Annotated in this window: 25 protein-coding genes; 8 read left to right on the top strand and 17 right to left on the bottom strand. The window is 69.9% G+C overall.

The window, feature by feature from the left end:
* Nucleotides 1-76: 76 nt before the first annotated feature.
* Nucleotides 77-1,309 carry a GGDEF domain-containing protein gene (locus tag HHL11_RS31175; protein ID WP_169422529.1) on the bottom strand — a complete coding sequence of 411 codons (1,233 nt, stop codon included), beginning with the start codon at nt 1,307-1,309 and terminating at the stop codon, nt 77-79.
* A 57-nt stretch (nt 1,310-1,366) separates the two neighbouring features.
* Nucleotides 1,367-2,590, bottom strand: coding sequence for a 7TM diverse intracellular signaling domain-containing protein (locus HHL11_RS31170; RefSeq protein ID WP_169422528.1), 1,224 nt, complete (start codon nt 2,588-2,590; stop codon nt 1,367-1,369).
* A 79-nt stretch (nt 2,591-2,669) separates the two neighbouring features.
* Between HHL11_RS31170 and argA the strand changes: the two genes are divergently transcribed.
* The 4 genes from argA to HHL11_RS31150 all read left to right on the top strand — a co-directional run bounded on the left by argA (nt 2,670) and on the right by HHL11_RS31150 (nt 6,924).
* On the top strand, nt 2,670-4,019 hold the full coding sequence (gene argA / locus HHL11_RS31165) for an amino-acid N-acetyltransferase (RefSeq protein WP_169422527.1): 1,350 nt from the start codon (nt 2,670-2,672) through the stop codon (nt 4,017-4,019).
* 180 nt (nt 4,020-4,199) lie between these two features.
* Nucleotides 4,200-4,886: a dienelactone hydrolase family protein gene (locus tag HHL11_RS31160; protein ID WP_169422526.1), complete on the top strand. Its 687-nt coding sequence runs from the start codon at nt 4,200-4,202 to the stop codon at nt 4,884-4,886.
* Nucleotides 4,883-5,575, top strand: a complete 693-nt coding sequence (locus tag HHL11_RS31155; RefSeq protein WP_169422525.1) for a phosphoribosyltransferase — start codon at nt 4,883-4,885, stop codon at nt 5,573-5,575. Before HHL11_RS31160 ends, HHL11_RS31155 begins: the two co-directional genes overlap by 4 nt.
* Nucleotides 5,572-6,924: an erythromycin esterase family protein gene (locus tag HHL11_RS31150; RefSeq protein WP_169422524.1), complete on the top strand. Its 1,353-nt coding sequence runs from the start codon at nt 5,572-5,574 to the stop codon at nt 6,922-6,924. The genes HHL11_RS31155 and HHL11_RS31150 overlap by 4 nt, the downstream gene beginning before the upstream one ends.
* Nucleotide 6,925: 1 nt before the next feature.
* Here the strand turns inward: HHL11_RS31150 and HHL11_RS31145 are convergent, their stop codons facing one another.
* From HHL11_RS31145 to HHL11_RS31115, 7 genes are all read right to left on the bottom strand, one after another.
* Nucleotides 6,926-7,453: a disulfide bond formation protein B gene (locus tag HHL11_RS31145; RefSeq protein ID WP_169422523.1), complete on the bottom strand. Its 528-nt coding sequence runs from the start codon at nt 7,451-7,453 to the stop codon at nt 6,926-6,928.
* 43 nt (nt 7,454-7,496) lie between these two features.
* Nucleotides 7,497-8,615: a sulfate/molybdate ABC transporter ATP-binding protein gene (locus HHL11_RS31140; RefSeq protein WP_169422522.1), complete on the bottom strand. Its 1,119-nt coding sequence runs from the start codon at nt 8,613-8,615 to the stop codon at nt 7,497-7,499.
* Nucleotides 8,612-9,511: a sulfate ABC transporter permease subunit CysW gene (gene cysW / locus HHL11_RS31135; RefSeq protein ID WP_169422521.1), complete on the bottom strand. Its 900-nt coding sequence runs from the start codon at nt 9,509-9,511 to the stop codon at nt 8,612-8,614. Before cysW ends, HHL11_RS31140 begins: the two co-directional genes overlap by 4 nt.
* Nucleotides 9,508-10,395 (bottom strand): sulfate ABC transporter permease subunit CysT, encoded by an 888-nt coding sequence (cysT, locus tag HHL11_RS31130; RefSeq protein WP_169422520.1) that lies wholly within the window; start codon nt 10,393-10,395, stop codon nt 9,508-9,510. Before cysT ends, cysW begins: the two co-directional genes overlap by 4 nt.
* A 10-nt stretch (nt 10,396-10,405) precedes the next feature.
* Nucleotides 10,406-11,398: a sulfate ABC transporter substrate-binding protein gene (locus tag HHL11_RS31125; protein ID WP_169422519.1), complete on the bottom strand. Its 993-nt coding sequence runs from the start codon at nt 11,396-11,398 to the stop codon at nt 10,406-10,408.
* Nucleotides 11,399-11,410: 12 nt separating this feature from the next.
* Complete coding sequence (locus tag HHL11_RS31120) at nt 11,411-12,052, bottom strand: peroxiredoxin (RefSeq protein ID WP_169422518.1); 642 nt, start codon at nt 12,050-12,052, stop codon at nt 11,411-11,413.
* Nucleotides 12,053-12,149: 97 nt separating this feature from the next.
* Nucleotides 12,150-12,908, bottom strand: a complete 759-nt coding sequence (locus HHL11_RS31115) for an IclR family transcriptional regulator domain-containing protein (RefSeq protein WP_169422517.1) — start codon at nt 12,906-12,908, stop codon at nt 12,150-12,152.
* Nucleotides 12,909-13,031: 123 nt separating this feature from the next.
* Between HHL11_RS31115 and pobA the strand changes: the two genes are divergently transcribed.
* Nucleotides 13,032-14,204: a 4-hydroxybenzoate 3-monooxygenase gene (gene pobA, locus HHL11_RS31110; protein WP_169422516.1), complete on the top strand. Its 1,173-nt coding sequence runs from the start codon at nt 13,032-13,034 to the stop codon at nt 14,202-14,204.
* Nucleotides 14,205-14,217: 13 nt separating this feature from the next.
* Here the strand turns inward: pobA and HHL11_RS31105 are convergent, their stop codons facing one another.
* The gene (locus HHL11_RS31105; protein WP_169422515.1) at nt 14,218-15,198 is read right to left on the bottom strand and encodes a Bug family tripartite tricarboxylate transporter substrate binding protein; all 981 of its coding nucleotides are present in this window, start codon (nt 15,196-15,198) and stop codon (nt 14,218-14,220) included.
* A gap of 86 nt (nt 15,199-15,284) precedes the next feature.
* Here HHL11_RS31105 and HHL11_RS31100 point away from each other — a divergent pair, with 86 nt between their 5' ends.
* A complete protein-coding gene (locus tag HHL11_RS31100; RefSeq protein WP_169422514.1) occupies nt 15,285-17,108 on the top strand; it encodes a CocE/NonD family hydrolase in 1,824 nt (607 codons plus the stop codon).
* Nucleotides 17,109-17,114: 6 nt separating this feature from the next.
* On the opposite strand, the gene HHL11_RS31095 is transcribed toward HHL11_RS31100, so the two are convergent.
* Complete coding sequence (locus HHL11_RS31095) at nt 17,115-18,086, bottom strand: tripartite tricarboxylate transporter substrate-binding protein (RefSeq protein ID WP_169422513.1); 972 nt, start codon at nt 18,084-18,086, stop codon at nt 17,115-17,117.
* Nucleotides 18,087-18,152: 66 nt separating this feature from the next.
* A complete protein-coding gene (locus HHL11_RS31090; RefSeq protein WP_169422512.1) occupies nt 18,153-20,366 on the bottom strand; it encodes a YgiQ family radical SAM protein in 2,214 nt (737 codons plus the stop codon).
* 175 nt (nt 20,367-20,541) lie between these two features.
* On the opposite strand from HHL11_RS31090, the gene HHL11_RS31085 reads away from it, so the two are divergent.
* Nucleotides 20,542-22,149 (top strand): methyl-accepting chemotaxis protein, encoded by a 1,608-nt coding sequence (locus HHL11_RS31085; protein ID WP_169422511.1) that lies wholly within the window; start codon nt 20,542-20,544, stop codon nt 22,147-22,149.
* A gap of 94 nt (nt 22,150-22,243) precedes the next feature.
* On the opposite strand, the gene HHL11_RS31080 is transcribed toward HHL11_RS31085, so the two are convergent.
* From HHL11_RS31080 to HHL11_RS31065, 4 genes are read right to left on the bottom strand one after another with little or no spacing between them, the layout of a single operon-like run.
* Complete coding sequence (locus tag HHL11_RS31080; protein ID WP_169422510.1) at nt 22,244-23,203, bottom strand: aldo/keto reductase; 960 nt, start codon at nt 23,201-23,203, stop codon at nt 22,244-22,246.
* 57 nt (nt 23,204-23,260) lie between these two features.
* Entirely contained in the window at nt 23,261-23,455 is a 195-nt protein-coding gene (locus HHL11_RS31075) for a hypothetical protein (RefSeq protein ID WP_169422509.1), read from the bottom strand.
* Entirely contained in the window at nt 23,452-25,038 is a 1,587-nt protein-coding gene (locus HHL11_RS31070; protein WP_169422508.1) for an FAD-dependent monooxygenase, read from the bottom strand. Before HHL11_RS31070 ends, HHL11_RS31075 begins: the two co-directional genes overlap by 4 nt.
* A 57-nt stretch (nt 25,039-25,095) precedes the next feature.
* Nucleotides 25,096-25,392, bottom strand: coding sequence for a hypothetical protein (locus tag HHL11_RS31065; RefSeq protein WP_169422507.1), 297 nt, complete (start codon nt 25,390-25,392; stop codon nt 25,096-25,098).
* Nucleotides 25,393-25,452: 60 nt separating this feature from the next.
* Between HHL11_RS31065 and HHL11_RS31060 the strand changes: the two genes are divergently transcribed.
* Nucleotides 25,453-26,004, top strand: a complete 552-nt coding sequence (locus HHL11_RS31060; protein WP_169422506.1) for a DUF924 family protein — start codon at nt 25,453-25,455, stop codon at nt 26,002-26,004.
* Here the strand turns inward: HHL11_RS31060 and HHL11_RS31055 are convergent.
* On the bottom strand, nt 26,001-26,615 hold the full coding sequence (locus HHL11_RS31055) for a hypothetical protein (RefSeq protein ID WP_169422505.1): 615 nt from the start codon (nt 26,613-26,615) through the stop codon (nt 26,001-26,003). The genes HHL11_RS31060 and HHL11_RS31055 overlap by 4 nt on opposite strands.
* Nucleotides 26,616-26,669: the final 54 nt, after the last annotated feature.

The following is a 26,669-nucleotide window of genomic DNA, read 5'->3' as shown; positions in this document are numbered from 1 at the left end:
GGGGCAGGCAAGGCGGAAACCAGCGGAAAAGCCCGCAATTATGGGCTGGCCCGGCTCTCCTCAGGATTCAGCCGCTTCAGGCGGCCTCGCGCTGCTCCCGCGGCTCCTCGGGCGGGAGCTCCGCGATCTGCCCGGCTTCGGTGTCGTAGCGGGCCAGCCGGCTGCCGTAGCTCCAGGCCGTGCGGGCCATGGCGCGGGCCGTTCCGACCGCCTGTGAGGGCCGTGCCTGGGTCGTGGTGCCCAGCACGCCGACGCCGACCTCGGCGATCCACGTCGTGCCGGCCGCGTCCAGGCCGGCGGCGTCGCGGCTGGTGCTGAGCGCCACCGGCCGCGCCAGTCGCTCGCGCACGGTGCGGGCCAGCTGCTCCACCCGGCTCATGTCGTCGCCGTTGCGCACCAGCAGCAGGAAGCCGTCCTCGCCCAGGCGCCCCATCTCCACGTACTGCGGCACGCAACGCCGCAGCCGCCCGGCGCAGACGAACAGCGCGTGGTTGAACGCGGCGCGCCCGTGCAGGTTCTCCAGCGCATACAGGTTGGCGATGCAGATCGCGATCACGCCCACCCGCTGGGCCTCGCCTTCGCGGCGGAAGAACACGTCGCCCACCAGCTGCCCTGTCTCGCTGTGCGAACGCATGCGCGTGACCGGGTCGTAGCTGGGGCCGTGCCGCATGACTTCGGCCAGCTCCAGCAGGTAGGAATAGCGCGCCCACAACATGCGGGCGATGATGCAGAGATAGGCGATGGCCGCCAGCGCGCTCACCGCATGCACCGGCCACTCGGCGGGCCGCTTCAGCGCGATCCACGTCAGGCCCGCAACCGACACCATGGCCAGCACCAGCACGGCGCTGGCGACCCAGCCGGCGCGGTCGCCGCGGCGGGCGCCGCGCACCGCCACCACGACCATCGCGGCGGCCAGCGTCATCGCGTAGAGCGAGCCCAGGGCGAGCTGCTGCGTGGGCTCCAGCAGCCAGCCCACGACGATCGCCAGCGCGCCGGTCGCGAGCACGGGCACCAGGGCGCGCTGGTTGACCGCCCCGCGCCGCAGCATGCCCAGCATCAGCATGAGCATCAGGGCCAGCGCGATCGCGGCCACGACCGCCACGTGCCCCAGCACGCGCGCTTCCACCTCCAGCCCGATCGGCAGCCAGCCGAGGTAGGCGACGACGAAGGCGGCGGAGACCAGCGAGGTCAGCGCCGCCATGAGGGCGACCCGCTTGTGCGACTGGACGAAGGCGGCCAGCGACATCAGCAGCATCAACGCCGCCGTGCAGAAGAAGGCTCCCCAGAAACCCGCCGCCACCCTGTCCATGGGCGGACGATACCCGAAAGGCGCAGCGCTTCCCCGGGTTGTGGCGCCAATACCGCGTCAGGCGACGCTGGCGGGCTGCAACGGCAGTTCGGCGATCCGGCCCTGCTCCGCGTCGTACACCGCCAGCCGGCTGCCGTAGCTCCAGGCCGTGCGCGCCATCGCGCGCGCCGTGGCGATGGCCTGCGAGGGCCGCACCTGCGTGCTGGTGTTGAGGACGCCGATGCCCAGTTCCGCCGCCCATTGGGTGCCCGCCGCCTCCAGGCCCGCGGGCTCGCGGCTGAGGCTCAGGGCCAGCGGCCGCGACAACCGCTCGCGCACGATGCGCGCGACCTGCTGCACGCGCTCCAGGTCGGACGGGTTGGGCAGCAGCAGCAGGAAGCCGTCCTCGCCCAGCCGCCCCATCTCCATGTTGGCCGGCACGCAGCGGCGCAGACGGCCAGCGCAGACGAACAGCGCATGGTTGAACGCCGCCCGCCCGTGCAAGTTCTCCAGCGCATACAGGTTGGCGATGCACACGGCGATGACGCCCACCGGCCGGGTCGCGCTGCCTTCGCGGCGGAAGAAGAAATCGCCCACCATCTGCCCGGTCTCGCTGTGCGAGCGCATGCGCGTGACCGGGTCGTAACTGGGACCGTGCGCCATCACCTCCGCCAGTTCGAGCAGGTAGGAGTAGCGCGCCCACAACGCAGCGGCCATCACCGAGAGATAGGCCATGCCGGCCAGCGCACTGATTGCGTGCACGGGCCAGGGCGTGCTGCGGTTCAGGGCGATCCAGCTCAGGCCGGCCAGCGCCACCAGCATGCAGCCCACGCCGGTGACGCTGCCCCAGGCCAGGCGGTCGCCGCGCATGGCACTGCGGACCGCCACCAGCATCATCAGCAGGCCCACGCCCAGCGCGGCCAGCGAGCTGAGCGCGAGCGCCTGTTCCGGCCGCAGCAGCCAGCCCACAACGATCACCGCCAGCGCGAAACCGCCCAGGCCGGCGAATGCGCGCTGCGCCCGCGCGCCCTGGCGCAGCAGGCCCAGCATGGACAGCAGCATCAGGGCCAGGACGCTGGCCACGCCCATGGCCACATGGGCCAGCACGCGCGCCTCGGGGCCGGGCTCCAGCGGCAGGAAGCCGAGGTAGGCGATGGCGAAGGCGGCCGACATCAGCGCGGAGAGGCCGGCCATCAGCGCCACCCGGCGGTGCGAGCGGACATAGGCGGCCAGCGACACCAGCAGCATCAATGCCGCCGTGCCGAAGAATGCACCCCAGAAACCCGCCGCCAACGCGTCCATCCCGCCACGATAGCGCAAAGGACGGGCTGGGCTTATACACTGTCGCGTCTTTGCCTCTCCCGAGCCTTCCAGACCGTCAATGTCCGCGATCTTCAACTTCACCTTCGTGCCCTGGTTCCGCTCGGTGGCGCCCTACATCCACATGCACCGCGGCAAGACCTTCGTGGTGGGCATCACCGGGGAGGCCGTGGCCGCGGGCAAGCTGCAGGCCATCGCCCAGGACCTGGCGCTGATCCAGAGCATGGGCGTGAAGGTGGTGCTGGTGCACGGCTTCCGGCCGCAGGTGAACGAGCAGCTGAAGGTCAAGGGCCATCCCGCGCGCTACTCGCACGGCATGCGCATCACCGACGAAGTGGCGCTGGACGCCGCGCAGGAAGCCGCCGGCCAGCTGCGCTACGAAATCGAAGCGGCCTTCAGCCAGGGCCTGCCCAACACGCCGATGGCGGGGTCCACCGTGCGTGTGATCTCCGGCAACTTCATCACGGCGCGGCCGGTCGGCATCCTGGACGGCATCGACTTCCGGCATTCGGGCCTGGTGCGCAAGGTGGACGGCGCCGGCATCAAGCGCACCCTGGACTTCGGGGCCATGGTGCTGCTGTCGCCCTTCGGCTTCTCGCCCACCGGCGAGGCTTTCAACCTGACGATGGAAGAAGTCGCGACCAGCGTCGCCATCGCGCTGCAGGCCGACAAGCTGCTGTTCCTGGCCGAAGTCCCCGGCGTGCGCATCCAGCCGCTGGAGCCGGAGAGCGAGGACAACCCGATCGACACCGAGCTGCCGCTGGCCGCCGCCAAGCAGCTGCTGGCCAGCCTGCCGCCGGCGCAGAACCCGAGCGACATCGGCTTCTACCTGCAGCACTGCGTGAAGGCCTGCGAGGCCGGCGTCGAGCGCAGCCACGTCATCCCGTTCGCCGTCGACGGCTCGCTGCTGCTGGAGGTGTACATGCACGACGGCATCGGCACGATGGTGGTGGACGAGAAGCTGGAGGAACTGCGCGAAGCGACCGCCGACGACGTGGGCGGCATCCTGCAGCTGATCGAACCCTTCGAGAAGGACGGCACGCTGGTCAAGCGGGACCGCACCGAGATCGAGCGCGACATCGCGAACTACTCGATCATCGACCACGACGGCGTGATCTTCGCCTGCGCGGCGCTCTACCCCTACCCGGAAGCGCGCACTGGCGAGATGGCCGCGCTGACCGTGTCGCCGCAAAGCCAGGGCCAGGGCGATGGCGAGAAGATCCTGCGGCGCGTGGAACAGCGCGCCCGCGCCATGGGGCTGGACAGCATCTTCGTGCTCACCACGCGCACGATGCACTGGTTCCTGAAGCGCGGCTTCGTGCAGGTCGACCCCGAGTGGCTGCCCGATGCGCGCAAGCGCAAGTACAACTGGGACCGCAAGAGCATGGTCTTCGTCAAGAAGCTCGCCTGAGCTTCCGCTGACCCGGGGCTGCTCGGCAGCAGCCCCTTCCCCTGCACGCGTAGAGCTGCCGGTGACAAAGCCCGGGCAGAGGACTATCTTTGTCCTGGCACGCTGGGCGTCCTACAGCGGCCGGGCACGATTCCGACACCGCCGAGGCGAGGCGCCCCCTAGCTTGCAGGAGGAGAAGCCATGGCCACCGCGCATCACGCCACGCCGCTGCAGGAAGTCCGCATCCCCTCCGCCGGCGCGTGGCTGCAGGGCGACCTGGGCCTGCCGGCCGAGTTCATCGGGCTCGTGCTGTTCGCGCACGGCAGCGGCAGCGGCCGCCACAGCGCGCGCAACCGCCTGGTGGCGCGCCGCCTGCAGCAGGCCGGCATCGCCACATTGCTGTTCGACCTGCTCACGGTGCAGGAAGAAGAGGTGGACCTGCGCACGCGGCAGCATCGCTTCGACATCGCGCTGCTCACCCGCCGCATGGAAGACGCGACGACCTGGGCGTCCACGCAAAACGCCGTGCGCGGCCTGCCCATGGGTTACTTCGGCGCGAGCACCGGCAGCGCCGCGGCGCTGATCGCCGCCGCCCACCTGGGCCACCGCGTGGCGGCCGTGGTGTCGCGCGGCGGCCGTCCCGATCTGGCGGGCCCGGCGGCGCTGGGCGCCGTCACCGCGCCCACGCTGCTGATCGTCGGTGGCGACGACCGCGAAGCGCTGCACCTCAACGAGGAAGCGCTCGAGCGCCTGCAGTGCCCCAAGCGCCTGTCCGTCGTGGCGGATGCCACGCACCTGTTCGAGGAGCCGGGCACGCTGGAAGAAGTGGCCGACCTGGCCGCGGCATGGTTCAGCCGCCACCTGCTGCGGACCGAACACCTGGTATGAGCGAAGCGCCGCGCCTGCCCTACACCGACCGCGAGGAAGCGGGCCGCGTGCTGGCGCTTGCGCTGGAGCACCTGCGCGGCCGCGCCGGCCTGCTGGTGCTGGCCCTGCCGCGTGGCGGCGTGCCGGTGGGCTACGAAGTGGCGCGCGAACTGGGCGCGCCGCTGGACGTGCTGATCGTGCGCAAGCTGGGGCATCCGGGCCACGAGGAATACGCCATGGGCGCCATCGCCAGCGGCGGCATCCGCGTGATGAACCCCGACGCCGAACGCTACGTGAAACGGGAGGACGTGGAACGCATCGCGCGGCGCGAACAGGAAGAACTGCAGCGGCGCGAACTGCTTTACCGCGGCGACGCGTCGCCGCTGGCGCTCTCCAACCGCGTGCTGGTCTTGGTCGACGATGGCCTGGCCACCGGCTCGACGATGCGTGCCGCTGCGCGCGCCGTGCGGCAGCAGAAGCCCGCCTGGACCTGCATCGCCGTGCCGGTGGGGGCGCCCGAGACGGTCGAAGACCTGCGCGCGGAAGCCGACGAAGTCGTCTGCCCGGCGCAACCCATTCCTTTCCGCGCGGTCGGCCTCTGGTACCGCGCTTTCCCGCAGACCAGCGACGAGGAGGTGCGCCACCTGCTCGACGCCGCCCGGCAGGACCTGCCGGCCGCTGCCCTGGCGTCCCCTGGAAGTACCGCATGACCACCAGCAATCTGCGCGCCGATGCCGCGCTGCTCGAGAAACTCCGCCCCCATCTCCGCCCCCTGCTCCCGTCCGCCTCCGCCGCCGACGACAACGTGCTGGTCGATCGCATTTCGGCCGCCCGCCTGGCCCTGCTGGGCGAGGCCTCGCACGGTACCCACGAGTTCTACGCCGAGCGGGCGGACCTGACCCGCCGTCTCATCACCCACCATGGCTTCAACGCCGTCGCGGTGGAGGCCGACTGGCCCGACGCCTGGCGGGTGAACCGCTACGTGCGAGGCCTCTCGGACGACACCGATGCGGCGGCGGCCCTCGGCGGCTTCGAGCGCTTTCCCACCTGGATGTGGCGCAACACCGTGGTCCGCGATTTCGTCGAATGGCTGCGCGAGCACAACCGCGCCCTGCCCCCTTCGCGCCAGGCGGGCTTCTACGGCATGGACCTGTACAGCCTGTACAGCTCCATGCACGCGGTGCTGGACTACCTGGATCGCACCGACCCGGAGGCCGCGCGGCGCGCCCGCGCGCGCTACGGCTGCTTCGACCACTTCGGCGAGGACTCGCAGGCCTACGGCTACGCCGCGAGCTACGGGCTGCAGGCGAGCTGCGAGGACGAGGCGGTCACGCAGCTGCGTGAATTGAACCAGCGTGCCGCGGCGCAGCTGGCCGGCAGCCAGGACGGCGACGACGTCTTCTACGCGCAGCAGAACGCGCGCCTGGTGCGCAACGCCGAGGAGTACTACCGCACCATGTTCCGGGGCCGCGTCTCGTCCTGGAACCTGCGGGACAACCACATGGTGGAGACCTTGCAGGCCCTGGAGAAGCACCTGCAGCAGCGCGGCACCGGGCCGAAGATGGTGGTGTGGGCGCACAACTCGCACCTGGGCGACGCCAGCGCCACCGAGATGGGCGACATGGGCGAATGGAACGTGGGCCAGCTCGCGCGCGACCGCTGGGGCGACGCTGCTTGCCTCGTGGGCTTCAGCACGCACCACGGCACGGTGACGGCCGCTTCGGAATGGGACGCGATGGCGGAGCGCAAGCGCGTGCGCCCCGGCTTGCCGGGCAGCTTCGAGGACCTGTTCCACCAGACCGAGGAAGAGCGCTTCTGGCTGGACCTGCGCGGCGACGCGGCGCTGGCGCAGCTGCTGCAGGAACGCCGGCTGCAGCGGGCGATCGGCGTGATCTACCTGCCGCACAGCGAGCGCCTGAGCCACTACTTCCACGCGCGCCTGCCGGCGCAGTTCGACGCCCTGCTCCACATCGACGCCACGCGGGCGCTGGAGCCGCTGGTGGCCGAACCGGAGTGGCACGCCGGCGAACCGGCCGAGACCTATCCGTCCGGCCTGTGACTCAGGCGAAGGCGTGGCGGCGCGCGCCGCCACGCAGCCGGCGACCCGCCAGCACCAGCAGGATCACCCCCAGCACGACGAAGCACACGAACGACCAGTTGGCGATCGAGCCGCCGAGGAAGGTCCAGTCGACCTTGGTGCAGTCGCCGCCGCCGCGGAAGATCATGGGAATCGCGCGCTTCAGCGGGAAGGTCTCGATCATCCCGTAGAAGTCGCGGCCGCAGGACGCCGTCTCGGGCGGGTACCACTGCAGGAAGCTCTGGCGGGCGGCGACGAAGGCGCCGAAGCCCGCGGCCAGCACGGCCAGCAGGCTGCCCGTGACGTGCACGGCGCGGCCCTTGAAGGAAGCCGCGACGCCGGCCACGAGGGCCACCAGCACCAGCGCATAGCGCTGCACGATGCACATCGGGCAAGGCTCCAGCCCCACCACGTGCTGCAGGTAGAGCCCGAAGGCCAGCATGGCCACGCAGGCCAGGGCCACCAGGGCCAGGACGCGCCGCGGCGCGGTATCGAACCAGTTCAGGACCATCCGTTCATTCCCCCAACAGCGGGCCGGCCGGTGGCTCCCGGGTTCAGCTCGCGTTCTCCACGAAGACACGGGCCCGGCGCGGCGTCACCACCAGCGTCTCGCCCTCCCGAAAGCCCATCTCGTTGAACTGCTGCGCAGGGATCTGCGCCTCGATCACGGACTCCGGTGCCGCATTTTCCACAGGTTTGTTGTCGTCGACCGGAATTAGTTCCAGCCTGGCGACCGGACCGACCACGATCGCCCGGGCCAGCTGCGCAACGATGCCGCGCGGCCGACCGGCGGCGTCCACGCCCGCGCCCGGCGAATAGCGCTCGACGTCCAGGTCGTGCGGGCGCACGTAGGCGTAGGCCTTCTGGTTCTGCGCGTCGGCGTGTTCCGGCGAGGACAGCTGCAAGCCGTCCAGCAGCACCTCGCCCTCGTGGGCGCGGCCGTGGAACAGGTTGACGTCGCCCAGGAAGCCGTAGACGAAGGGGCTGGCCGGATGGTCCCAGACCTCCTGCGGCGAGCCGACCTGCTCGATGTTGCCGGCGTTCATCAGCACCACGCGGTCGGCCACTTCCAGCGCCTCTTCCTGGTCGTGCGTGACGAAGATGGAAGTGACGTGCAGGTCGTCGTGCAGGCGGCGCAGCCAGCGGCGCAGTTCCTTGCGCACCTTCGCGTCCAGCGCGCCGAAGGGCTCGTCCAGCAGCAGCACCTTGGGCTCCACGGCCAAGGCGCGGGCCAGCGCGATGCGCTGGCGCTGGCCGCCGGACAGCTGCGAGGGGAAGCGGTCGGCCAGCCAATCGAGCTGCACCAGGTTCAGCAGCTCGTGCACCTTCTGCTTGATCTGCGCTTCGCTGGGGCGCTGCGAACGCGGCTTCACGCGCAGGCCGAAGGCGACGTTCTCGAACACCGTCATGTGGCGGAACAGCGCGTAGTGCTGGAACACGAAGCCGACCTGGCGTTCGCGCACGTGCACGTCGGTGGTGTCCTCGCCCGCGAACAGGATGCTGCCGCGGTCGGCGGTCTCCAGGCCGGCGATGATGCGCAGCAGGGTCGTCTTGCCACAGCCCGAGGGGCCCAGCAGCGCGACCAGCTCGCCCGAATCGATGTTCAGGCTGACGTCGCGCAGCGCCTTGAAGTCGCCGAAATTCTTGGAGACGTTGCGGATCTCGATGCTCATGCAGTTTTCTCCAGCGCCATCGGGCGCTCGGGCGGCGCTTCATTGGCCGCCTTCAGGTCGCGTTCCTGCTTCCATTCGGCCAGCGACTTGATCACCAGCGTGACCAGGGCCAGCAGGGCCAGCAGGGAAGCGACGGCAAACGCCGCCACCGACTGGTATTCGTTGTAGAGGATCTCCACGTGCAGCGGCATGGTGTTGGTCTGGCCGCGGATGTGGCCGGAGACGACCGACACCGCGCCGAACTCGCCCATGGCGCGCGCGTTGCAGAGGATCACGCCGTAGATCAGGCCCCACTTGATGTTGGGCAGCGTCACGTGCCAGAAGGTCTGCCAGCCGGTGGCGCCCAGCACGATGGCCGCCTGCTCCTCGTCGTTGCCCTGCGCCTGCATCAGCGGGATCAGCTCGCGCGCGATGAAGGGGAAGGTCACGAACACGGTGGCCAGCACGATGCCCGGCACGGCGAAGATGATCTTGATGTTGTGGTCGGACAGCCAGGGGCCGAACCAGCCCTGGGCGCCGAACACCAGCACGTAGATCAGGCCGGCGACCACGGGCGACACCGAGAACGGCAGGTCCACCAGCGTCGTCAGGAAGGCCTTGCCGCGGAACTCGTACTTGGCGATGCACCAGGCCGCGGCCACGCCGAACACCAGGTTCAGCGGCACGGCGATGGCCGCGGTGAGCAGCGTCAGCCGGATGGCGGCCCAGGCGTCCGGCTCCTTCAACGCATCGAAGTAGGCGCCCAGGCCCTGGCGCAGCGCCTCGGTGGCAACCGCCGCCAGCGGCAGCACCAGGAACAGCAGCAGGAACAGCAAGGCGATGCCGATCAGCACCGCCCGCACCCAGGGCGCTTCGGTGGTGGTGATGCGCTTGCGCGTGAGGTCGGTGGCGCTCATTTGATGCCTCCCGAGCGCTTGCGCTGCCAGGCCTGCAGCGCATTGATCACCAGCAGCAGCACGAACGAGAACATGAGCATGACGGTGGCCACGGCGGTGGCGCCGGCGTAGTCGTACTGCTCCAGCTTGCCGATGATGATCAGCGGCGTGATCTCGGACACCATGGGCATGTTGCCGGCGATGAAGATCACCGAGCCGTACTCACCGATCGCACGGGCGAACGCCATGGCAAAGCCGGTCAGCAGGGCCGGCATGATCGAAGGCAGGATCACCTTGGTGAAAGTCTGCAAGCGGGTCGCGCCCAGGCACATGGCGGCCTCTTCCAGCTCCTTCTCGGACTCCTCCAGCACCGGCTGCACCGTGCGCACCACGAAGGGCAGGCCGATGAAGATCAGCGCGATCACCACGCCGTTCGGGTTGAAGGCGAGCTTGATCCCCAGCGGCTCCAGGTACTGGCCGATCCAGCCGTTGCCGGCCAGCAGCGCGGTCAGTGAGATGCCGGCCACCGCGGTCGGCAGCGCGAACGGAAGGTCCACCAGCGCATCGACGATGCGCTTGCCGGGAAAGGAGTAGCGCACCAGCACCCAGGCGACCAGCAGGCCGAACACCACGTTGACGCAGGCTGCGATGAAGGAAGCGCCGAAGGTCAGGCGGTAGGAGGCCAGCACGCGCGGCGAGCTGACGGCGGCCCAGAACTGGTCCCAGCTGAGGGTGAAGGTCTTCAGGACCAGCGCAGACAGCGGGATCAGGACGATGAGCCCCAGGTACAGCAGCGTGTAGCCGAGGGTCAGGTTGAACCCGGGCAGCACCTTCCTGCTGCCACCCCGGGAAGACGAAGGCGCCGCTGCCGTGCCCGGCAGCGGCGCCGAGAGGGCGCCACTCATGGATGTCGGCTTACTTGACGGTGTAGATCTTGTCGAACTGGCCGCCGTCGTTGAAGTGGACCTTCTGCGCCTCGGCCAGCGAGCCGAACAGCTCCTGCACCGTGAACAGCTTGATCTGCTTGAACTTCGGATACTTCTTCAGCACGGCTTCGCTGGTCGGGCGGATGTAGTGCTTGGCCGCGATTTCCTGGCCCTCGTCGGAGTACAGGAAGTTCAGGTAGGCCTTGGCGAGGTCCGCCGTGCCCTTCTTCGCCACCGTACGCTCGACGACGGCAACCGGGTTCTCGGCCACGATGCTGATCGAGGGATAGACCACGTCCACCTTGTTCGCGCCGAATTCCTGGTTGACCGATTCGACCTCGGACTCGAACGTGATCAGCACGTCGCCCGTATTGCGCTGCAGGAAGGCGCTGGTGGCGTCGCGGCCGCCGCGGGCCAGCACCGGCACGTTCTTGTACAGCTTGCCGACGAATTCCGCGGCCTGGGCGTCGGTGCCGCCCTTCTTCTTGACGTAGCCCCAGGCGGCCAGGTAGGCGTAGCGGCCGTTGCCGCCGGTCTTGGGGTTCACCACCACGACCTGCACGCCGGGCTTGACCAGGTCGTCCCAGTCCTTGATGCCCTTCGGGTTGCCGTTGCGCACCAGGAACAGCATGGTGGACGTGGTCGGCGCCGCGTTGTGCGGGAAGCGCTTCTGCCAGTCCTTGGCCACGACGCCCTTGTCGGCCAGGAAGTCGATGTCGGTCGTGGTGTTCATGGTCACCACGTCGGCGTCCAGGCCGTCGGCCACGGCGCGCGCCTGCGCGCTGGAGCCGGCGTGCGACTGCTCGATCTTCACGTCCTTGCCCGTGGTCTTCTTGTAGAAGGGCACGAAGGCGGCGTTGACGTCCTTGTAGAACTCGCGCGCGACGTCGTAGGAGACGTTCAGCAGGGACTGCGTCTGCGCGGAGGCGAGGCCGCTGGCGGCCAGGGCCAGGGCGGCGAAAAGGAGCTTGGCGGATTTCATCAGGGCGCGATTTTATTTATTCGGCTGGGGGGTCAGGCGCAGGTAGGGTCGAACGGCCCGGAAACCCTTGGGGAAACGCTCGGCCAGCTCCTTGGGATCCTGGATGGCGGGGATGATCACGACCTCGTCGCCGTCCTTCCAGTTGGCCGGCGTGGCGACCTTGTGGCTGTCAGTCAGCTGCAAGGAGTCGATGACGCGAAGGATCTCGTCGAAGTTGCGGCCGGTGGAGGCCGGGTAGGTCAGCGTCGTCCGGATCGTGTGCTTCGGGTCGATGATGAACACGCTGCGCACCGTGGCGTTGGCCAGCGAGTTCGGGTGGATCATGTCGTACAGCGTGGCCACCTTGCGGTCGGCGTCGGCCAGGATCGGGAAATCGACCGTGGTGTTCTGCGTCTCGTTGATGTCGTTGACCCAGGCCTTGTGGGAGTCGACGGGGTCGACGCTCACGGCGATCGGTTTGACGCCGCGCCTGGCGAACTCGGTCGTCAGCGCCGCGGTCTTGCCCAGCTCGGTCGTGCAGACCGGGGTGAAATCGGCGGGATGCGAGAACAGCACGACCCACTTGCCGCCGGCCCATTCGTGGAACCGGATCGGGCCTTGGGTGGAATCCTGGGTGAAATCGGGCGCGGTATCGCCCAGACGCAGACTGGCCATCTTTCTTCCTCTTGACGGGGTTGAAGCTGGATTGTGGGGAGCGCTGTATAAAACCACAACGAATATCTCGTTGTGAGCTTATTCCGAATCCGCGGGGTCAGAGCAGCGGCCGCAACTCCCGCGCCGCCTCCAGCAGCAAGGGCAGCAGGTCCTTCTGCAGCACCCTCGCCTCCAGCCTCTGCGGCGGCGCGACCACGTTCAGCGCCGCCACCGTGCGGCCTTCCATGTTCCGCAGCGGCACGGCCAGCGCATGCACGCTCAGTTCGTGCTCTTCGCTGGCCACGCACCAGTCCTGTTGCCGCACCTCTTCGATCAGCGCGCGGAAGCGCTTGGGGTCGACCTGGGTGTGGGCCGTCAGCCGCGCGAGCTCGCGGCCCTTCATCCAGGCATTGAAGTCCGCCCTGGTCTTGGCCGCCAGCAGCACCCGGCCGGTGGACGTGGCGTGCGCCGGCAGCCGCGCGCCCAGGTGCAGGCCGTAGGCCAGCATGCGGTGGTGGCCGCTGCGGGCGATGATCACCACCTGTTCGCCATCCAGCACCACGGCGGAAAAGGATTCGCCGGTCTGCGCGGCCAGCCGGTTCAAGGTGGGCTGGATCACCCGCGGCAGCCGCGCCGAGGCCAGGTAGCTGCCGGAAAAGCGCAGCACCTTGGGCGCCAGCCAGAAATAGCTGCCGTCGGTTTCCAGGTAGCCCAGGTGGGCCAGGGTCAGCAGGTGGCGGCGGGCGGCGGCGCGCGTCAGGCCGGCGCGCTGCGCGGCCAGCGTGGCGTTCAGGCGCTGGCGCTCGGTGTCGAAGCTTTCCAGCACCGCCATGCCCTTGGCGATGCCGGCGATGAAATCAACGTTCGCGATGGTCATGGCGTCATGGGCGTGGTGCGCGATGATCGCGCAACGGGTGCAATGATCGCACAAGCATGCGCGCCCTCCCCTGGGCGCGGCCTCCGGCGCGGCCTATGCTGGCGCCCAAGAAGGAGACAGTCCATGCGTACCCAGGTCGCCATCATCGGCGCCGGCCCCTCGGGCCTGCTGCTCGGCCAGCTGCTGCACAAGGCCGGCATCGACAACATCATCCTCGAGCGCCAGACCGGCGACTACGTGCTGGGCCGCATCCGCGCCGGCATCCTCGAGCAGGTCACCGTGGACCTGCTGCGCGAGTGCGGCGTGAACGCGCGCCTGGACCGCGAAGGCGTCGTCCACCACAGCATCGAACTGGTGTTCGGCGGCAGCCGCCACCCGATCGAGATCGACAAGCTCACCGGCGGCAAGGTGGTGACGGCCTACGGCCAGACCGAACTGACGCACGACCTGATGGACGCGCGCCAGGCCGCCGGCCTGACGACCATCTACCAGGCCGCCAATGTCAGCATCCACGACTTCGAGGGCGGCAAGCCCGTGGTGCGCTACCAGAAGGACGGCGCCACCCACGAGATCGCGTGCGACTTCATCGCCGGCTGCGATGGCTTCCACGGCGTCAGCCGCGCCACCGTCAAGGACAAGATCACTGAGTACGAGCGCGTCTACCCCTTCGGCTGGCTGGGCGTGCTGTCGGACACGCCGCCGGTCTCGCCGCACGCCATCGTCTATGGCAACAGCCCGCGCGGCTTCTCGCTGTGCTCGATGCGCAGCCTCATGCGCAGCCGCTACTACGTGCAGTGCCCGCTGGACGACAAGGTGGAGGACTGGAGCGACCAGCGCTTCTGGGACGAGCTGCGCCGCCGCCTGGACCCGGAGCTGGCCGAGAAGATCGTCACCGGCCCCAGCATCGAGAAGAGCATCGCGCCGCTGCGCAGCTTCGTCGCCGAGCCGATGCGCTTCGGCCGCCTGTTCCTGGCCGGCGACGCCGCCCACATCGTGCCGCCTACCGGCGCCAAGGGCCTGAACCTGGCCGCCACCGACGTGAAGTACCTGGCGGGCGCCCTGATCGAGCACTTCCAGGAAAAGAGCGACGCCGGCATCGACACCTATTCGCAGCGCTGCCTGCGCCGGGTGTGGAAGGCCGAGCGCTTCTCCTGGTGGCTCACGAACCTGATGCACCGCTTCCCGGACACCGAAGGCTTCGGCCAGAAGGTGCAGGAGGCGGAGCTGGACTACCTGGTGAATTCGACGGCGGCGTCGACGGCGCTGGCCGAGAACTACGTCGGTCTGCCCCTGTAGCCGCCGCCGTTCCCTACTCGATCTGGATCTTCAGGTCGCGGATCAGCCCGCCCCAGATCCGCGCCTCGTTCTCCGCGCGCCGCTGGATGTCCGCCGGCGTGCCGGGGATGGGGAACAGGAACTGGTTGACCAGCATCTGGCGGGTTTGCGGATCCGCCAGGAAGTGGTTCACCGAGGCCGCGACCTTCTGCGTCACCTTGGGGTCCATCTTCGCCGGCGCGACCAGCGCATACCAGCCAGGCAGCGCCGGCACGTCCGGCGCCAGCTCCTTCAGCAGCGGCAGGTCGGGCAGTTGCGGCGAGCGCACCTCGCCGGACTGCGCGAGGCCGACCACCTTGCCGGCCTTGATCTGCGCGAGGCCCGTGGCGGTGGTCACCGTCATGAGGTCGGCTTCGCCGGCCACCACGGCCATCAGCGCCGGGCCGGAGCTCTTGTAGGGGATGTGGCGCAGCTTGATGCCGGTGCGCAGCGCGATCATCTCGGAATAGAGGTGCGTCGAGTTGCCGAGCCCGGCGCTGGAGAACGTGAGCGCGTCGGGCCGCGCCCTGGCCTTCGCCACCATGTCGGCGAAGGACTTGATGCCGCTGGCGTTGCTCGCCACCAGCACGAAGCCGGCGTCCGCCACCGGCGCGACGAAGGTGAAGTCCTTCAGCGGGTCGTACGGCACGCTCTTGTACAGGAACTGGTTGAAGCTCACCAGCGACACGCTCGTCAGCAGCAGCGTGTAGCCGTCCGCCGGCTCGCGCTGCACCAGTTGCGACGCGATGATGCCGTTGGCGCCGGGCTTGTTGTCCACCACCACCGGGACCTTCAGGTCCTTGGCCATGAAGTCGGACAGCATGCGGCCCACCACATCGGCGCCGGAACCCGGCGCCTGCGGAATCACCAGGCGGATCGGCCGCGCCGGGTAGTCCTCGGCCAGCGCGGGCAGCGCGCTGCCGGCGAGCGCGAACGAAGCAAGGGAGCCGAGGAGATGGCGGCGCGTACTGGGCATGGGGGGCGGTTCTCTGGTGGGATGGAAAGACCTGGCTGGCACAATGCAGCGGCATTGCAGTTTAACGGCAGCCCCTCTCCCTACCTATGCCCGATCGCGACGACCTCGGCCAAGCCTGGCAACTCCCGCCCTCCCGCTACCTGCATCAACGGCCCGCGCCGTACGGCATCGGTGCGCCCGCCGCCTGCTACGTGACCATGCGCGACGGCGTGCGCCTCGCGGTGGACGTGTACCTGCCGGAAGGCGCGCCGCGCCCGCAGCGCGTGCCGGCCATCGTGATCCTCACGCCCTACTACCGGCGCTTCCAGGTGACGGGGCCCGGCGCCGAGCCCGCGCCCAACATCGCCATCTACCGCGACATGTTCGTGCCGCGCGGCTACGCGCTGGTGACGGTGGACGTGCGCGGCTGCGGCGCCAGCTTCGGCACGCGGGACTGCTTCCGCTCGCCGCGCGAGCGCGACGACCACCGCGAGATCGCCGACTGGATCGTGGCGCAGCCCTGGTCCAGCGGCGTGATCGGCTCCACGGGCATCTCGTACCTGGGCGCCGCCGCGTGCTTCCTCGCCAGCACCGGGCATCCCGCGGTCAAGGCCATCGCCCCGATCTGCGCGGTGCACGACACCTACACCGACCACGTGTTCCCCGGCGGCATCAAGTGCACCACGGTGACGGAGAACTACGACGAACTCGTCGAGGCGCTGGACCAGGACAAGCGCGACATGCTCGCCCCGTATCCGTACTTCAACGACAAGCGCTACGCAGGCCCCGCGCCGGTGGACGAGGACACCGGTGGCAAGCTGCTCGCCGCCGCGATCGCCGGCCATGCCGACAGCTTCAAGATGCGCGACCTGGCGCCCGAGTTCGCGTTCCGCGAAGGCGCGGCGTCGCACGATCCCGCGCTGCACAGCGGCGCCTTCAGCCCGTACTGGTATCTCGGCGACATGCCGGGCCAGGTGAACGTCCTGTCGATCTCCGGCTGGTACGACGGCAGCGCGTTCGCCAATGGCTCGATCGCCCGCTTCCTGAGCAACCCCGGCGCGGACAACCGCCTGCTGCTCGGTCCCTGGGACCACGGCGCGCGCACCAACGGCTCGCCGTTCCGCGACAGCCGGCCGCTGCCCGAGTTCCCGGTCCTGGCCGAGATCCTGCGCTTCTTCGACGAGCACCTGGCCGGCATGGACACCGGCTTGCGCGACGAGGCGCCAGTGCACTTCCACACGGTGCGCGGCGAGAAGTGGCAGGCCGCCACCAGCTGGCCGCCGCACCCGGCGAACACGCGCATGTTCCTCGCGGCGGATGGCGTGTTGGCGTCGCAGGCGCCCGGCGAAACCGCGGTCGCGGCCTACCAGGCGAGCTTCACCACGGCGACCGGCCGCAACAGCCGCTTCGAGCGGCTCGGCGCGCTGCCGGTGGTCGACTACTACAAGGACTGGAACGGGCGCGAGGAGCGGATGCTCAGCTTCGCGACCGCGCCGTTCGCGCGAGACACCGAACTCACGGGCCATGCGACCGTGCAGCTGCACGTGTCGACCTCCGAGCACGATGCGGGCCTGTTCGTTTACCTGTCGGAGGTCGATGCCGACGGCCGCTCGTGGTTCATCACCGAGGGCCTGCTGCGGCTGCTGCATCGCACCGAGGGCCAGCCGCCGGCGGGCTATCAGGCCACCTGGCCGTGGCGCAGCTTCCGCCGCGAGGACGCGAGGCACATGCAGCCCGGCGTGCCGGAAACGGTGCGCTTCGCGCTGCTGCCCGTGTCGTGGACGCTGCAGGCCGGCAGCCGCCTGCGCGTCGCGATTGCCGGGGCCGACGCCGACCACTTCGCGCAGGTCACGCCGGGACGGCCGCCGTCCCTCGAGTTCACGCTGGGCGGCGCGAACGCGTCGTTCATCGACCTGCCGCTGCGCGGCTAGCCGCCATCAATCGGCGAATTTCCCGCCGGCCTTGATGATCGGCCCCCAGCGGTCGATCTCGGACTTCAGCCAGACGTGCAGGCTGTCGGGGGTGAGCTTGTTCTCACCCACGATCTCCGCGCCGAGGTCGTCCATGCGCTTGACCACGTCCGGGTCCTTCAGCGCCGTGCGCACCGCGGCGTTCACCTTCTCGAGGATGGGCCTGGGCGTGCCCTTGGGCGCGTAGATGCCGTGCCAGACGACGACCTCGAAGTCCTTCAAGCCCTGCTCCGCCAAGGTCGGCGCATTGGGCAGCACCTTGATGCGCTTGGCCGTGGTCACGCCGAAGAACTTCACGCGGTTCGCGTTGATGTAGGGAACGGTCTGCGTGGTCTGGTCGCAGAGCAGGTCCACCTGGCCGCCCAGCAGCGCGTTCATCGCGGGCGCCGTGCCCGAAAAGGGAACCTCGGTCAGCTGCACGCCCACGGCACGCTGGAACATCATTCCGCACAGCTGCGACACCGCGCCAAGACCGGCGTTGGCGAGGTTCACCTTGTCCTGGTTCGCCTTCAAGTAGGCCAGCAGCTCGGTGAAGTTGTTGGCCGGGAAGTCCTTGCGCGCCAGCAAGGTCATGGGCACTTCCACCGCCTGGCTGACGAATTCGAAGTCGTTCAGCGGGTCGAAGGACAGCTTGCGGTACAGCGCCGGCGAGGTCGCCATGCCGTTGTGGTGGATGAAGAAGGTGTAGCCGTCCGGCGCCGCCTTGGCCACGTAGGCCGCGGCTATCGTGCCGCCGGCGCCCAGCTTGTTCTCCACCAGGATGCTCTGCCCGAGCGTCTTCTGCATGGACGCGCCCAGCGTGCGCGCCACGACGTCGGTGGGGCCGCCGGCGGCGAAGGGCACGACCAGCGTGATGGGCCGCGTGGGCCAATTGCTCTGGGCCTGCGCAAAGGCGGCGCTGCCCACCGCGAGCAGCGCAACCAGGGATCGCTTCCGCATGGCACGTCTCCTGTCCGGAAATTCCGTGCAGGGTAGCCGCGGGCGCCGGGCGCCCGCCATCCGGGTTTACTTGGCCTTGTTGCGCGACGGCTTCGCGCTGCCCGTCACCCGCGGCGGCAGGCCGGTGTGCTGCGTCAGCACGCGCCCCTTGGCCGGCGCGCCGGTCGAATTCTTCCGGCGCGGGCTGGCATAGCTGCCGTCGGTGATCGGCTGGTAGGTCGGGATCAGGTGGTGCTTGCCGTTGCCGATCAGGTCGGCGCGGCCCATGGCCTTCAGCGCCTCGCGCAGCATCGGCCAGTTGTTCGGGTCGTGGTAGCGCAGGAAGGCCTTGTGCAGGCGCCGCCGCCGCTCGCCGCGCACGATGTCCACGGTCTCGCTGTCGCGCGTCACCTTGCGCAGCGTGTTCTTGCCCGAGTGGTACATGGCCGTGGCCGTGGCCATGGGGCTCGGGTAGAAGGCCTGCACCTGGTCGGCGCGGAAGCCATTGCGCTTCAGCCACACGGCCAGGTTCATCATGTCCTCGTCGCTGGTGCCCGGGTGGGCGGCGATGAAGTACGGGATCAGGTATTGCTCCTTGCCCGCCTCCGCCGAGAACTTCTCGAACATCTGCTTGAAGCGGTCATAGCTGCCCACGCCCGGCTTCATCATCTTGGACAGCGGGCCCTGCTCGGTGTGCTCGGGGGCGATCTTCAGGTAGCCGCCCACGTGGTGCTGCACCAGCTCCTTCACGTACTCGGGCGACTGCACGGCCAGGTCGTAGCGCAGGCCGGATCCGATCAGGATCTTCTTGATGCCCTTCAGCGCGCGAGCGCGGCGGTAGATCTTGACCAGCGGACCGTGGTCCGTGTTCAGGTTCTGGCAGATGCCCGGGTACACGCAGCTGGGCTTGCGGCAGGCGGCCTCGATCTCGGGCGACTTGCAGCCGATGCGGTACATGTTGGCCGTGGGGCCGCCGAGGTCGGAGATGACGCCGGTGAAGCCCTTCACCTTGTCGCGGATCTCCTCCACCTCGTGGATGATCGAATCCTCGCTGCGGCTCTGGATGATGCGGCCCTCGTGCTCGGTGATCGAGCAGAAGGTGCAGCCGCCGAAGCAGCCGCGCATGATGTTCACGCTGAAGCGGATCATCTCCCAGGCCGGGATCTTCGCGTCGCCATACGACGGGTGCGGCCCCCGCGCGTACGGCAGGCCGAACACGTGGTCCATCTCCGCCGTCGTCAGCGGAATCGGCGGCGGGGTCAGCCAGACGTCGCGCTCGCCGTGCGCCTGCACCAGCGCGCGCGCATTGCCCGGGTTCGTTTCCAGGTGCAGCACGCGATTGGCGTGGGCATACAGCACGGGATCGGCCTTCACCGCCTCGAAGGACGGCAGGCGGATGACCGTGCGCTCGCGATTGAGCTTGACGCGCGGATTGGGCACGAACTGCAGCGTCTGCGGCGCGGCGTCGCCCTCCTCCTTCGCGCAGGACTGGCCCTGGGCCTTCGCCTGCTCCGCGATCGTCATGTAGGGGTTGACGTGGTCTTCCACGCGGCCGGGCGTGTCGACGCTGGTGGAGTCGACCTCGAACCAGCCTTCCGGCGTCTCGCGGCGGAAGAAGGCGGTGCCGCGCACGTCGGTGATCTGCGCCACCGGCTCCTTGGCGGCGAGCCGGTGCGCGATTTCGACGATGGCCCGTTCGGCATTGCCATACAGCAGCAGGTCGCACTTGCTGTCCAGGACCATGCTCTGGCGCACCTTCTCCGACCAGTAGTCGTAGTGGGCGATGCGGCGGAGCGAACCTTCGATGCCGCCCAGGATGATGGGCACGTCCTTGTAGGCCTCGCGGCAGCGCTGGCTGTACACGATGGCCGCCCGGTCGGGCCGCTTGCCGCCCACGTCGCCCGGCGTGTACGCATCGTCGCTGCGCAGCTTCCGGTCCGCCGTGTAGCGGTTGATCATCGAGTCCATGTTCCCGGCGGTCACGCCCCAGAACAGGTTGGGCTTGCCCAGCGCCTTGAAGGGCTCGGCGCTCTGCCAGTCCGGCTGGGCGACGATGCCCACGCGGAAGCCCTGCGCCTCCAGCACCCGGCCGATCACCGCCATGCCGAAGCTGGGGTGGTCCACGTAGGCGTCGCCGGTGACCAGGACCACGTCGCAGCTGTCCCAGCCGAGCGCTTCCATCTCCTTCCGGCTCGTGGGCAGGAAGGGCGCGGGGCCGAAGCGATGCGCCCAGTACTTGCGGTAGCTGGTGATCGGCTTGGCGGCGCGGGCGAAGAAGGAGACGTCGAGGGGGGCGTTCATGCAGGCGGGGAGGCGGAGGCCAAGCATTGTAGGAGGCCTCGGGAAGCCGGAAGTTCACAGGGAAATTTCGCCCTCCGCCGCCTCCTCCGAAAGGCCGTTGCAACAATCCGACACAAATTGGACGACGCCCTTCTCAACTGGCATCCTCCCAATGGTCCGTACAAAGCATCCCCCCATGCGCAACCTCAAGATGGCCACCCGGCTGAGCCTCGCCTTCAGCCTGCTTCTCGCCTTGATGGTGCTCGCGGTCGCGCTGGCGCTGGGGGCCTTGCAGAAAGCCCAGGACCAGAGCGCGCGGCTGGAGAGCGAAACGCTGGCCCTGCTGGACGCGGTGGGCGCCATGCGCGTGGCGCAGCTGGGAGAAGCGGTCGCGATCCGCGACTTCGTCGGCCAGACCGACAGCGACCGCCAGCGCGCCGCCAACGACGCGCTGCGGGCCAGCGAAAAGGCCTACGCCGATTCCGCCGCGACGCTGGAGCGGCTGGCCGCCGCGATGCATGCGGACGACCGCATCCTGGCGCTGGTCGCCAAGCTGAAGAAGGCCAACGCGCCGATCGCCGGCCAGTTGCAGGAAGCCATGGACCTGTCGGACCAGGCCGAGTACCCGCAGGCGCAGGGCATCGTCTACGGCACCGTGCGGCCACTGCAGGCGGCCATCGCGGCCGACCTGCAGACACTCGCCAGCGCCGCGCGCACGCTCGGCTCCGAACGCGCCCAGGCGGCGCAGGCCGAATCCCGCCTCACCCAGTGGCGGCTGGGCCTGATGCTGCTGCTGGCCCTGGCCGTCGGCGCGGTGGCGACGGCCGTCATCACGCGTGGCATCGTGCGCCCGCTGCGCTCCGCGGTGGAAGCGACCGAGAAGGTGGCCGACGGCGACCTGCGCCAGCTGGCCCTGGCGGCGCGCAACGACGAAGCCGGCCGCGTGCTGGCCGCGCTGGCCGGCATGCAAGGACGACTGAACACGCTGGTGCGGGCCATCCGCGACAGCGCCGCGGCGGTCAGCCGCGCTTCCGACCGCATCTCTCACGGCAACACCGAACTGGCCGCCCGCACCGAGGAGCAGGCGGCGGCGCTGGAGGAAACGGCGGCGAGCGTCGAGGAGCTCACCGCCATCGTCAAGCAGAACAGCGAGAGCGCGGCCCGGGCCCGCGAGCTGGCCCGCGAGGCGTCGGAGCTGGCCGAAGCGAGCGGCGCCGACGTGGGCGGCGTCGTGCGCACCATGGCCGGCATCCACCAGTCCTCGCGCAAGGTCTCGGACATCGTGTCCGTCATCGACGGCATCGCCTTCCAGACCAACCTGCTCGCGCTGAACGCCGCCGTGGAAGCGGCGCGCGCGGGCGACCAGGGCCGTGGCTTCGGCGTGGTGGCGGCGCAGGTGCGCGAGCTGGCGCAGCGCAGCGCCGAGGCTTCGCGCGACATCAAGAAGCTGGTGGGCGAGGCGCTCGGCGAAGCCGGCCAGGGCAGCGCCGCGGCCGAGCGCGCCGGCGGTTCGATGGCCAAGGTGGTGCGGGTGGCGCACGAGCTCGCGCAATTGGTGGCGGACATCGCCCGGGCCGGCGAGGAACAGCGCGCCGGCATCGAGCAGGTCAACACCACGATCAGCCAGATGGACACCTCCACCCAGAGCAACGCCGCGCTGGTGCAGGAGATCAACGGCTTCATCGACGCCCTGCTCGCGCAGGCGCGCGAGCTGCAGGAGGCGACCAGCCGGTTCCGGCTGGAAGACGCGGCGACCGGGCCGGCGCCCGCGCCGATGCTTTTGCGGCCGGCCGCGGCGATGTGAACAGTCTTGTAGGGTGCGCAGCTCTGCTGCGCACCGCGTGACAAGGCCGCCGCGTCGTGCGGTGCGCAGCGAAGCTGCGCACCCTATGGACCCGTCAGGCCGTTTCGGCACTGGCCTCGTTCAGCAGGGACAAATCCTCCTTCGACAGCTTCAAGCGCGCCGCCGCGGCCAGCTCATGCAGTTGCGCCAGCGAAGTCGCGCTGGCGATCGGCGAGCTCACCGCGGGCTGCGCCAGCAGCCAGGCGATCGCCACCTGGCCCGGCTTCGCGCCCTGCCGGCCGGCCACGCGTTCCAGCGCCGACAGGATGCGCAGGCCGCGCTCGTTCAGGTAGCGTTGCACCACGGTCTGGCCGCGCGCGCTGCGCGCCGCGTCGGCGGCACTGCGGTACTTGCCGGTGAGGAAGCCGGACGCCAATGCGTAGTAGTTGATCACGCCGACCTGCTCGCGCGTGCACAGCGCCGCCAGCTCGCCTTCGAACACCGCGCGATCGCACAGGTTGTACAGCGGCTGCAGGGTCTCGAAGCGCGGCAGCCCCAGGCGCTGGCTGGTCGCGAGCGCCTCCGACAGCCGCGTGGCGCTATAGTTGGACGCACCGAGCACGCGCACCTTGCCTTCTTCCACCAGCCGCGCGAAGGCGCCCAGCGTGTCGGCCAGCGGCGTCTGCTGGTCGTCCTTGTGCGCCTGGTACAGGTCGATGTGGTCGGTCTGCAGGCGCCGCAGCGAATCCTCCACGGCTTGGCGGATGCGCTCCGGCTTCAGCCCGGTGCGGCCCTCGCCCATGTCCATGCCGACCTTGGTCGCCAGCACGACGCGCTCGCGCCGGCCGCCCTGGCGCAGCCATTTGCCGAGGACGGTTTCCGACTCGCCGCCGGCATGCCCCGGCACCCAGCGCGAATACACGTCGGCGGTGTCGATGAAATTGAAGCCGGCGTCCAGCCACGCATCGAGCAGCGAGAACGAAGTGCGCTCGTCCACGGTCCAGCCGAATACGTTGCCGCCGAAGCACAGCGGCGAGACCTCGAGGGCCGAGCGGCCCAGTGTGCGCATGTCCATGTTCAACTGCCTCCGGGCGCGATGATAGGCCGGCGCACCGCGGCCGGGGGCCGGGCGTCAGGCCTCGTGCGCCGGCTGCAGGCAGCGCTCGCGGGCACGCTCGATCAGCGGCAACAGCTCGTCGGCGCTGTCGCGCCGCGCCATGAGCGACAGGCAGAGCATGGCCAGCAGCAGTTCGCTGCGCTGCGGCCCGACGGCGCCCAGCGCTTGGGCCAGTGCCGTGTAGCTGCGGTCGAGGTCGGCATCGGTCATGCGAGCAGTCCTTGCTGCCGCAGGGCGGCGGTCAGTGGCGCCGGATCCCGGCCGCGGCAGCGGGCCAGCACATAGCCGTCGGGCCGGACCAGCACCAGGCCGGTGGCGTCGCCCTGCGCGAGGCCGTAGCGCTCACGGGCCTGGCCGCGGCTGTCGGCCTCGGGCGGGATGTCCAGCACCGCGATGCCTTGCCGCGCCAGCGCGGCCAGCGCCTGCGGCAGCGGGCCATCGCCGAACACCAGGCAGGTGAAGTCCACGCCGAAGCATTGGGTGAGATGGAAGCTGCCCTGCGGCCCCGCGAGCAGCGCCTCGGGCGCGGGCTGGCCGGGCGCGGCGGCGTCGCTGGACCATGCCCCGAGCTCGGGGCCGTTCAGCGGCGAGTCGCGGTAGGCCACCGGGGCCGACTGGCGCGGGTTGATCAGCGGCCGCACGGCGGGGTCGTCCAGCGCGACGCGCAGCGTGGCCTCGCGCAGCAGCCGGAAGGCGAAGTCCGGCGGCGCCATGAACTCGGTGCTCTTGGAGCCGTAGGCGATGTTCTCGCGCGCGGCCTGCACCCTTTCGTGCGAGTACGTGTCGAGCAGCGCCGCATCGGCACCCTCGAGGACCGCGGCCAGCTTCCAGGCCAGGTTCGCCGCATCGTCCAGCCCGGAGTTGAGGCCGCGCACGCCGAAGATCGGCACGAGGTGCGCCGCATCGCCGGCGAACAGCACGCGGCCGTGCCGGTAGGCCGGCAGGGTCAGGCACTTGGCGTTGTACATCGAGGCCCACAGCAGCTGCCAGGGCGCGTCCTCGCCCACCATGGCCAGGTGGCTCTGCACGCGCGGCAGGATGTGCTCCGGCTTCAATGCCTGCTCCGCGTCCTCGTCGTCGCGCAGCTGGTAGTCGATGCGCCAGACGTCGTCCGGCTGCCGGTGCATCAGGATGGTCGAGCCCGGGTTGGACGGCGGGTCGAACCAGGCCAGCCGCTCCACCGGCCGGCGCGTCTTCTGCACGATGTCGACGATGACGTAGCGGCCTTCGTACTGCGTGCCCTCGAACTGCAGCCCGAGCTGCTCGCGCACGGTGCTGCGGCCGCCGTCGCAGGCAAGCAGCCAGTCCGCCTGCACGACATGCGTGCTGCCGCCCTGTTCCACTTCCACGCGCACGCCCTCATCGGACGGCTGCACCGCCGCCACGCGCGCGGACCAGGCCACCTGCGCCAGCTCCGGCGCGCGCTGCAATGCCTCGTGCACGTACTGCTCCACGTAGAACTGCTGGATGTTGACCATGGGCGCGAAGCGCTGCGCCGGCTCGCTGGGCATCTGGAACTGCAGCACCTCGGCGTCGCGATGGAAGCTGCGGCCGCCGGTCCACGGCAAGGCCTTGCGCGCCAGCGCCTCGCCGGCGCCGGCCCAGGCCAGGATCTCCTGCGAGCGGCGCGAAATGCAGATGGCGCGGCTGCCGGTGCAGTAGCCGGCATCGGCCTCGGCCACCAGGCTGGCCACGCCGTGGCGAGCCAGGAGCGCGGCCAGGGTGAGCCCGACGGGGCCGCCGCCGGCGATCAGGACCGGCACGCGCGCCGGCAGGGTCTGGGTAGCGGGCAAGCGTCCTCCGTTGCTGCGCGCGCAACTCTAGGCGGATGTGCCTGCGCGCGCAACGGCTCAGCGCTCCTTGGGCGGATGGCCGCGCGCGGCGTCCAGCTCCCAGGGGCTGTCCTCGACGTTCGGGCCATCGGGGTAGGCGTCGGCGCCCTTCTTCACGCCGGGCCGTGGGCGGCTGCCAGGAACGCCGGCCGGCACTTCGGGCGCTGCTTTCTCGACGACGCTGGCGCCCGCCGGCGGCTGCTGCGTCGCCTGCTCGCCCAAGGTCTTGTTGCCGCAGCCGTCGGCGTTGCCGTGGCTTTCGTTGCCGCCGCGGTCCTGGTCCGGACCGATGCTGGTGTTGGTGCTCGTGCTCATGGCCCGATCTTGCGAACGGGCCCGGCCCCCGCGTGTAGGCTGCCCGCGCAAAATGCACGGATGACCGAGCCTGCCCTGCCCTCCGCGGCCGACCTGGTGGCCTTCTGGCAAGCCGCCGGCCCCAGCCGGTGGTTCCGCAAGGACCCCGCCTTCGACGACGAATTCCGCGCGCGCTTCCTGCGCCTGCATGAGGCAGCTGCGGCCGGCGCCCTCGCCTCGTGGATCCAGGATCCGCAGAGCGCGCTGGCCCTGGTGCTGCTGCTGGACCAGTTCCCGCGCAACGCGTTCCGCGGCAGCCCGCGCATGTACGCGACCGACTGGCAGGGCCGGGCGGCGGCGCGCGCGGCGATCACTGCCGGCCACGACCAGCGTGTGGACGCCGAACTGCGCCCGTTCTTCTATCTCCCGCTGATGCATTCGGAAGAGCCGCAGGACCTCGCGCGCTGCGTCGAACTGATGGAGCCCCTGGGCGGCGAGCACCTGCGCTATGCCCAGCACCATCGGGACATCGTCGACCGCTTCGGCCGCTTCCCGCACCGCAATGCGCTGCTCGGGCGCGCGAGCACGCCCGCGGAGGAAAGCTTCCTGGCGGGAGGCGGGTTCGGGGGCTAGACGCGCAGTTCCGGCTGCGCGGCCGGGATGCCGGCGAGCGACGACAGGTCGATCTCCGAATCCTGGAAATCGGCCGCATGCTCGGCATGCCGGCCGACCCGGCCCGGGGTGTAGGTCTCGGGGGAGATGACGATGCCGCCAGCCACGGCGCCGGATGCGACCTGCGCGGCGCGCTCGGGCTGCGAGCCCAGCGGCGTGCACCACAGGCGGCCCTGGCAGCGGAAGAAGGCCAGCGTGCAGGGGCCGCTCACCACGCCCACCCGCAGGTCCAGCCCCTCGGCCGCGCGCTGCAAGGCCATGGCCATGCGCACGGCCGCGGCCGGGTCCTCGAAAGTCGCCAGCACGTTCGCGTTGCCATAGGGGTCGAGCCGGCCCTGGTAGCGCGCTGCAAGCCGCTGCAGTTCGTGGCAGAAGCGGCCCCAGGCCTCGGGGCTGGCGTCCGCCGGCAGGCGGGCGTCGGCATGCACCAGGGTCAGGTGGCGCCGCTCGAAATGGATGCTGGCGCGGCCTTCGCCGAGGAAGAGTCCTTTCCAGACGGCGGGCGGCAACTGGTGGAGCACCTTGTCGGACAGTGCTTCCAGCAGCAACGCTTCGTCATTGTTCTCGTCCATCGCGCAGCTCCCTGTATCTCGCGTAACGGGATGAAACCACGACGATGAGGCACC

It is taken from the genome of Ramlibacter agri (genome assembly GCF_012927085.1).
Lineage (GTDB): Bacteria > Pseudomonadota > Gammaproteobacteria > Burkholderiales > Burkholderiaceae_C > Ramlibacter > Ramlibacter agri.
Note: the sequence above shows the minus strand (reverse complement) of the source record. Positions and strands in the feature narration are given on the sequence as shown.

What these genes read in the sequence shown, in the direction of transcription:
- HHL11_RS31145 (WP_169422523.1), bottom strand. Translation starts at nt 7,453, where the DNA reads ATGGTCCTGAACTGGTTCGATACCGCGCCGCGGCGCGTCCTGGCCCTG.
- HHL11_RS31100 (WP_169422514.1), top strand. Translation starts at nt 15,285, where the DNA reads ATGCCCGATCGCGACGACCTCGGCCAAGCCTGGCAACTCCCGCCCTCC.
- cysT (WP_169422520.1), bottom strand. Translation starts at nt 10,395, where the DNA reads ATGAGTGGCGCCCTCTCGGCGCCGCTGCCGGGCACGGCAGCGGCGCCT.
- HHL11_RS31085 (WP_169422511.1), top strand. Translation starts at nt 20,542, where the DNA reads ATGCGCAACCTCAAGATGGCCACCCGGCTGAGCCTCGCCTTCAGCCTG.
- HHL11_RS31140 (WP_169422522.1), bottom strand. Translation starts at nt 8,615, where the DNA reads ATGAGCATCGAGATCCGCAACGTCTCCAAGAATTTCGGCGACTTCAAG.
- HHL11_RS31095 (WP_169422513.1), bottom strand. Translation starts at nt 18,086, where the DNA reads ATGCGGAAGCGATCCCTGGTTGCGCTGCTCGCGGTGGGCAGCGCCGCC.
- HHL11_RS31065 (WP_169422507.1), bottom strand. Translation starts at nt 25,392, where the DNA reads ATGAGCACGAGCACCAACACCAGCATCGGTCCGGACCAGGACCGCGGC.
- argA (WP_169422527.1), top strand. Translation starts at nt 2,670, where the DNA reads ATGTCCGCGATCTTCAACTTCACCTTCGTGCCCTGGTTCCGCTCGGTG.
- HHL11_RS31060 (WP_169422506.1), top strand. Translation starts at nt 25,453, where the DNA reads ATGACCGAGCCTGCCCTGCCCTCCGCGGCCGACCTGGTGGCCTTCTGG.
- HHL11_RS31170 (WP_169422528.1), bottom strand. Translation starts at nt 2,590, where the DNA reads ATGGACGCGTTGGCGGCGGGTTTCTGGGGTGCATTCTTCGGCACGGCG.
- HHL11_RS31115 (WP_169422517.1), bottom strand. Translation starts at nt 12,908, where the DNA reads ATGACCATCGCGAACGTTGATTTCATCGCCGGCATCGCCAAGGGCATG.
- HHL11_RS31160 (WP_169422526.1), top strand. Translation starts at nt 4,200, where the DNA reads ATGGCCACCGCGCATCACGCCACGCCGCTGCAGGAAGTCCGCATCCCC.
- HHL11_RS31090 (WP_169422512.1), bottom strand. Translation starts at nt 20,366, where the DNA reads ATGAACGCCCCCCTCGACGTCTCCTTCTTCGCCCGCGCCGCCAAGCCG.
- HHL11_RS31155 (WP_169422525.1), top strand. Translation starts at nt 4,883, where the DNA reads ATGAGCGAAGCGCCGCGCCTGCCCTACACCGACCGCGAGGAAGCGGGC.
- HHL11_RS31075 (WP_169422509.1), bottom strand. Translation starts at nt 23,455, where the DNA reads ATGACCGATGCCGACCTCGACCGCAGCTACACGGCACTGGCCCAAGCG.
- cysW (WP_169422521.1), bottom strand. Translation starts at nt 9,511, where the DNA reads ATGAGCGCCACCGACCTCACGCGCAAGCGCATCACCACCACCGAAGCG.
- HHL11_RS31150 (WP_169422524.1), top strand. Translation starts at nt 5,572, where the DNA reads ATGACCACCAGCAATCTGCGCGCCGATGCCGCGCTGCTCGAGAAACTC.
- HHL11_RS31125 (WP_169422519.1), bottom strand. Translation starts at nt 11,398, where the DNA reads ATGAAATCCGCCAAGCTCCTTTTCGCCGCCCTGGCCCTGGCCGCCAGC.
- pobA (WP_169422516.1), top strand. Translation starts at nt 13,032, where the DNA reads ATGCGTACCCAGGTCGCCATCATCGGCGCCGGCCCCTCGGGCCTGCTG.
- HHL11_RS31080 (WP_169422510.1), bottom strand. Translation starts at nt 23,203, where the DNA reads ATGGACATGCGCACACTGGGCCGCTCGGCCCTCGAGGTCTCGCCGCTG.
- HHL11_RS31055 (WP_169422505.1), bottom strand. Translation starts at nt 26,615, where the DNA reads ATGGACGAGAACAATGACGAAGCGTTGCTGCTGGAAGCACTGTCCGAC.
- HHL11_RS31120 (WP_169422518.1), bottom strand. Translation starts at nt 12,052, where the DNA reads ATGGCCAGTCTGCGTCTGGGCGATACCGCGCCCGATTTCACCCAGGAT.
- HHL11_RS31175 (WP_169422529.1), bottom strand. Translation starts at nt 1,309, where the DNA reads ATGGACAGGGTGGCGGCGGGTTTCTGGGGAGCCTTCTTCTGCACGGCG.
- HHL11_RS31105 (WP_169422515.1), bottom strand. Translation starts at nt 15,198, where the DNA reads ATGCCCAGTACGCGCCGCCATCTCCTCGGCTCCCTTGCTTCGTTCGCG.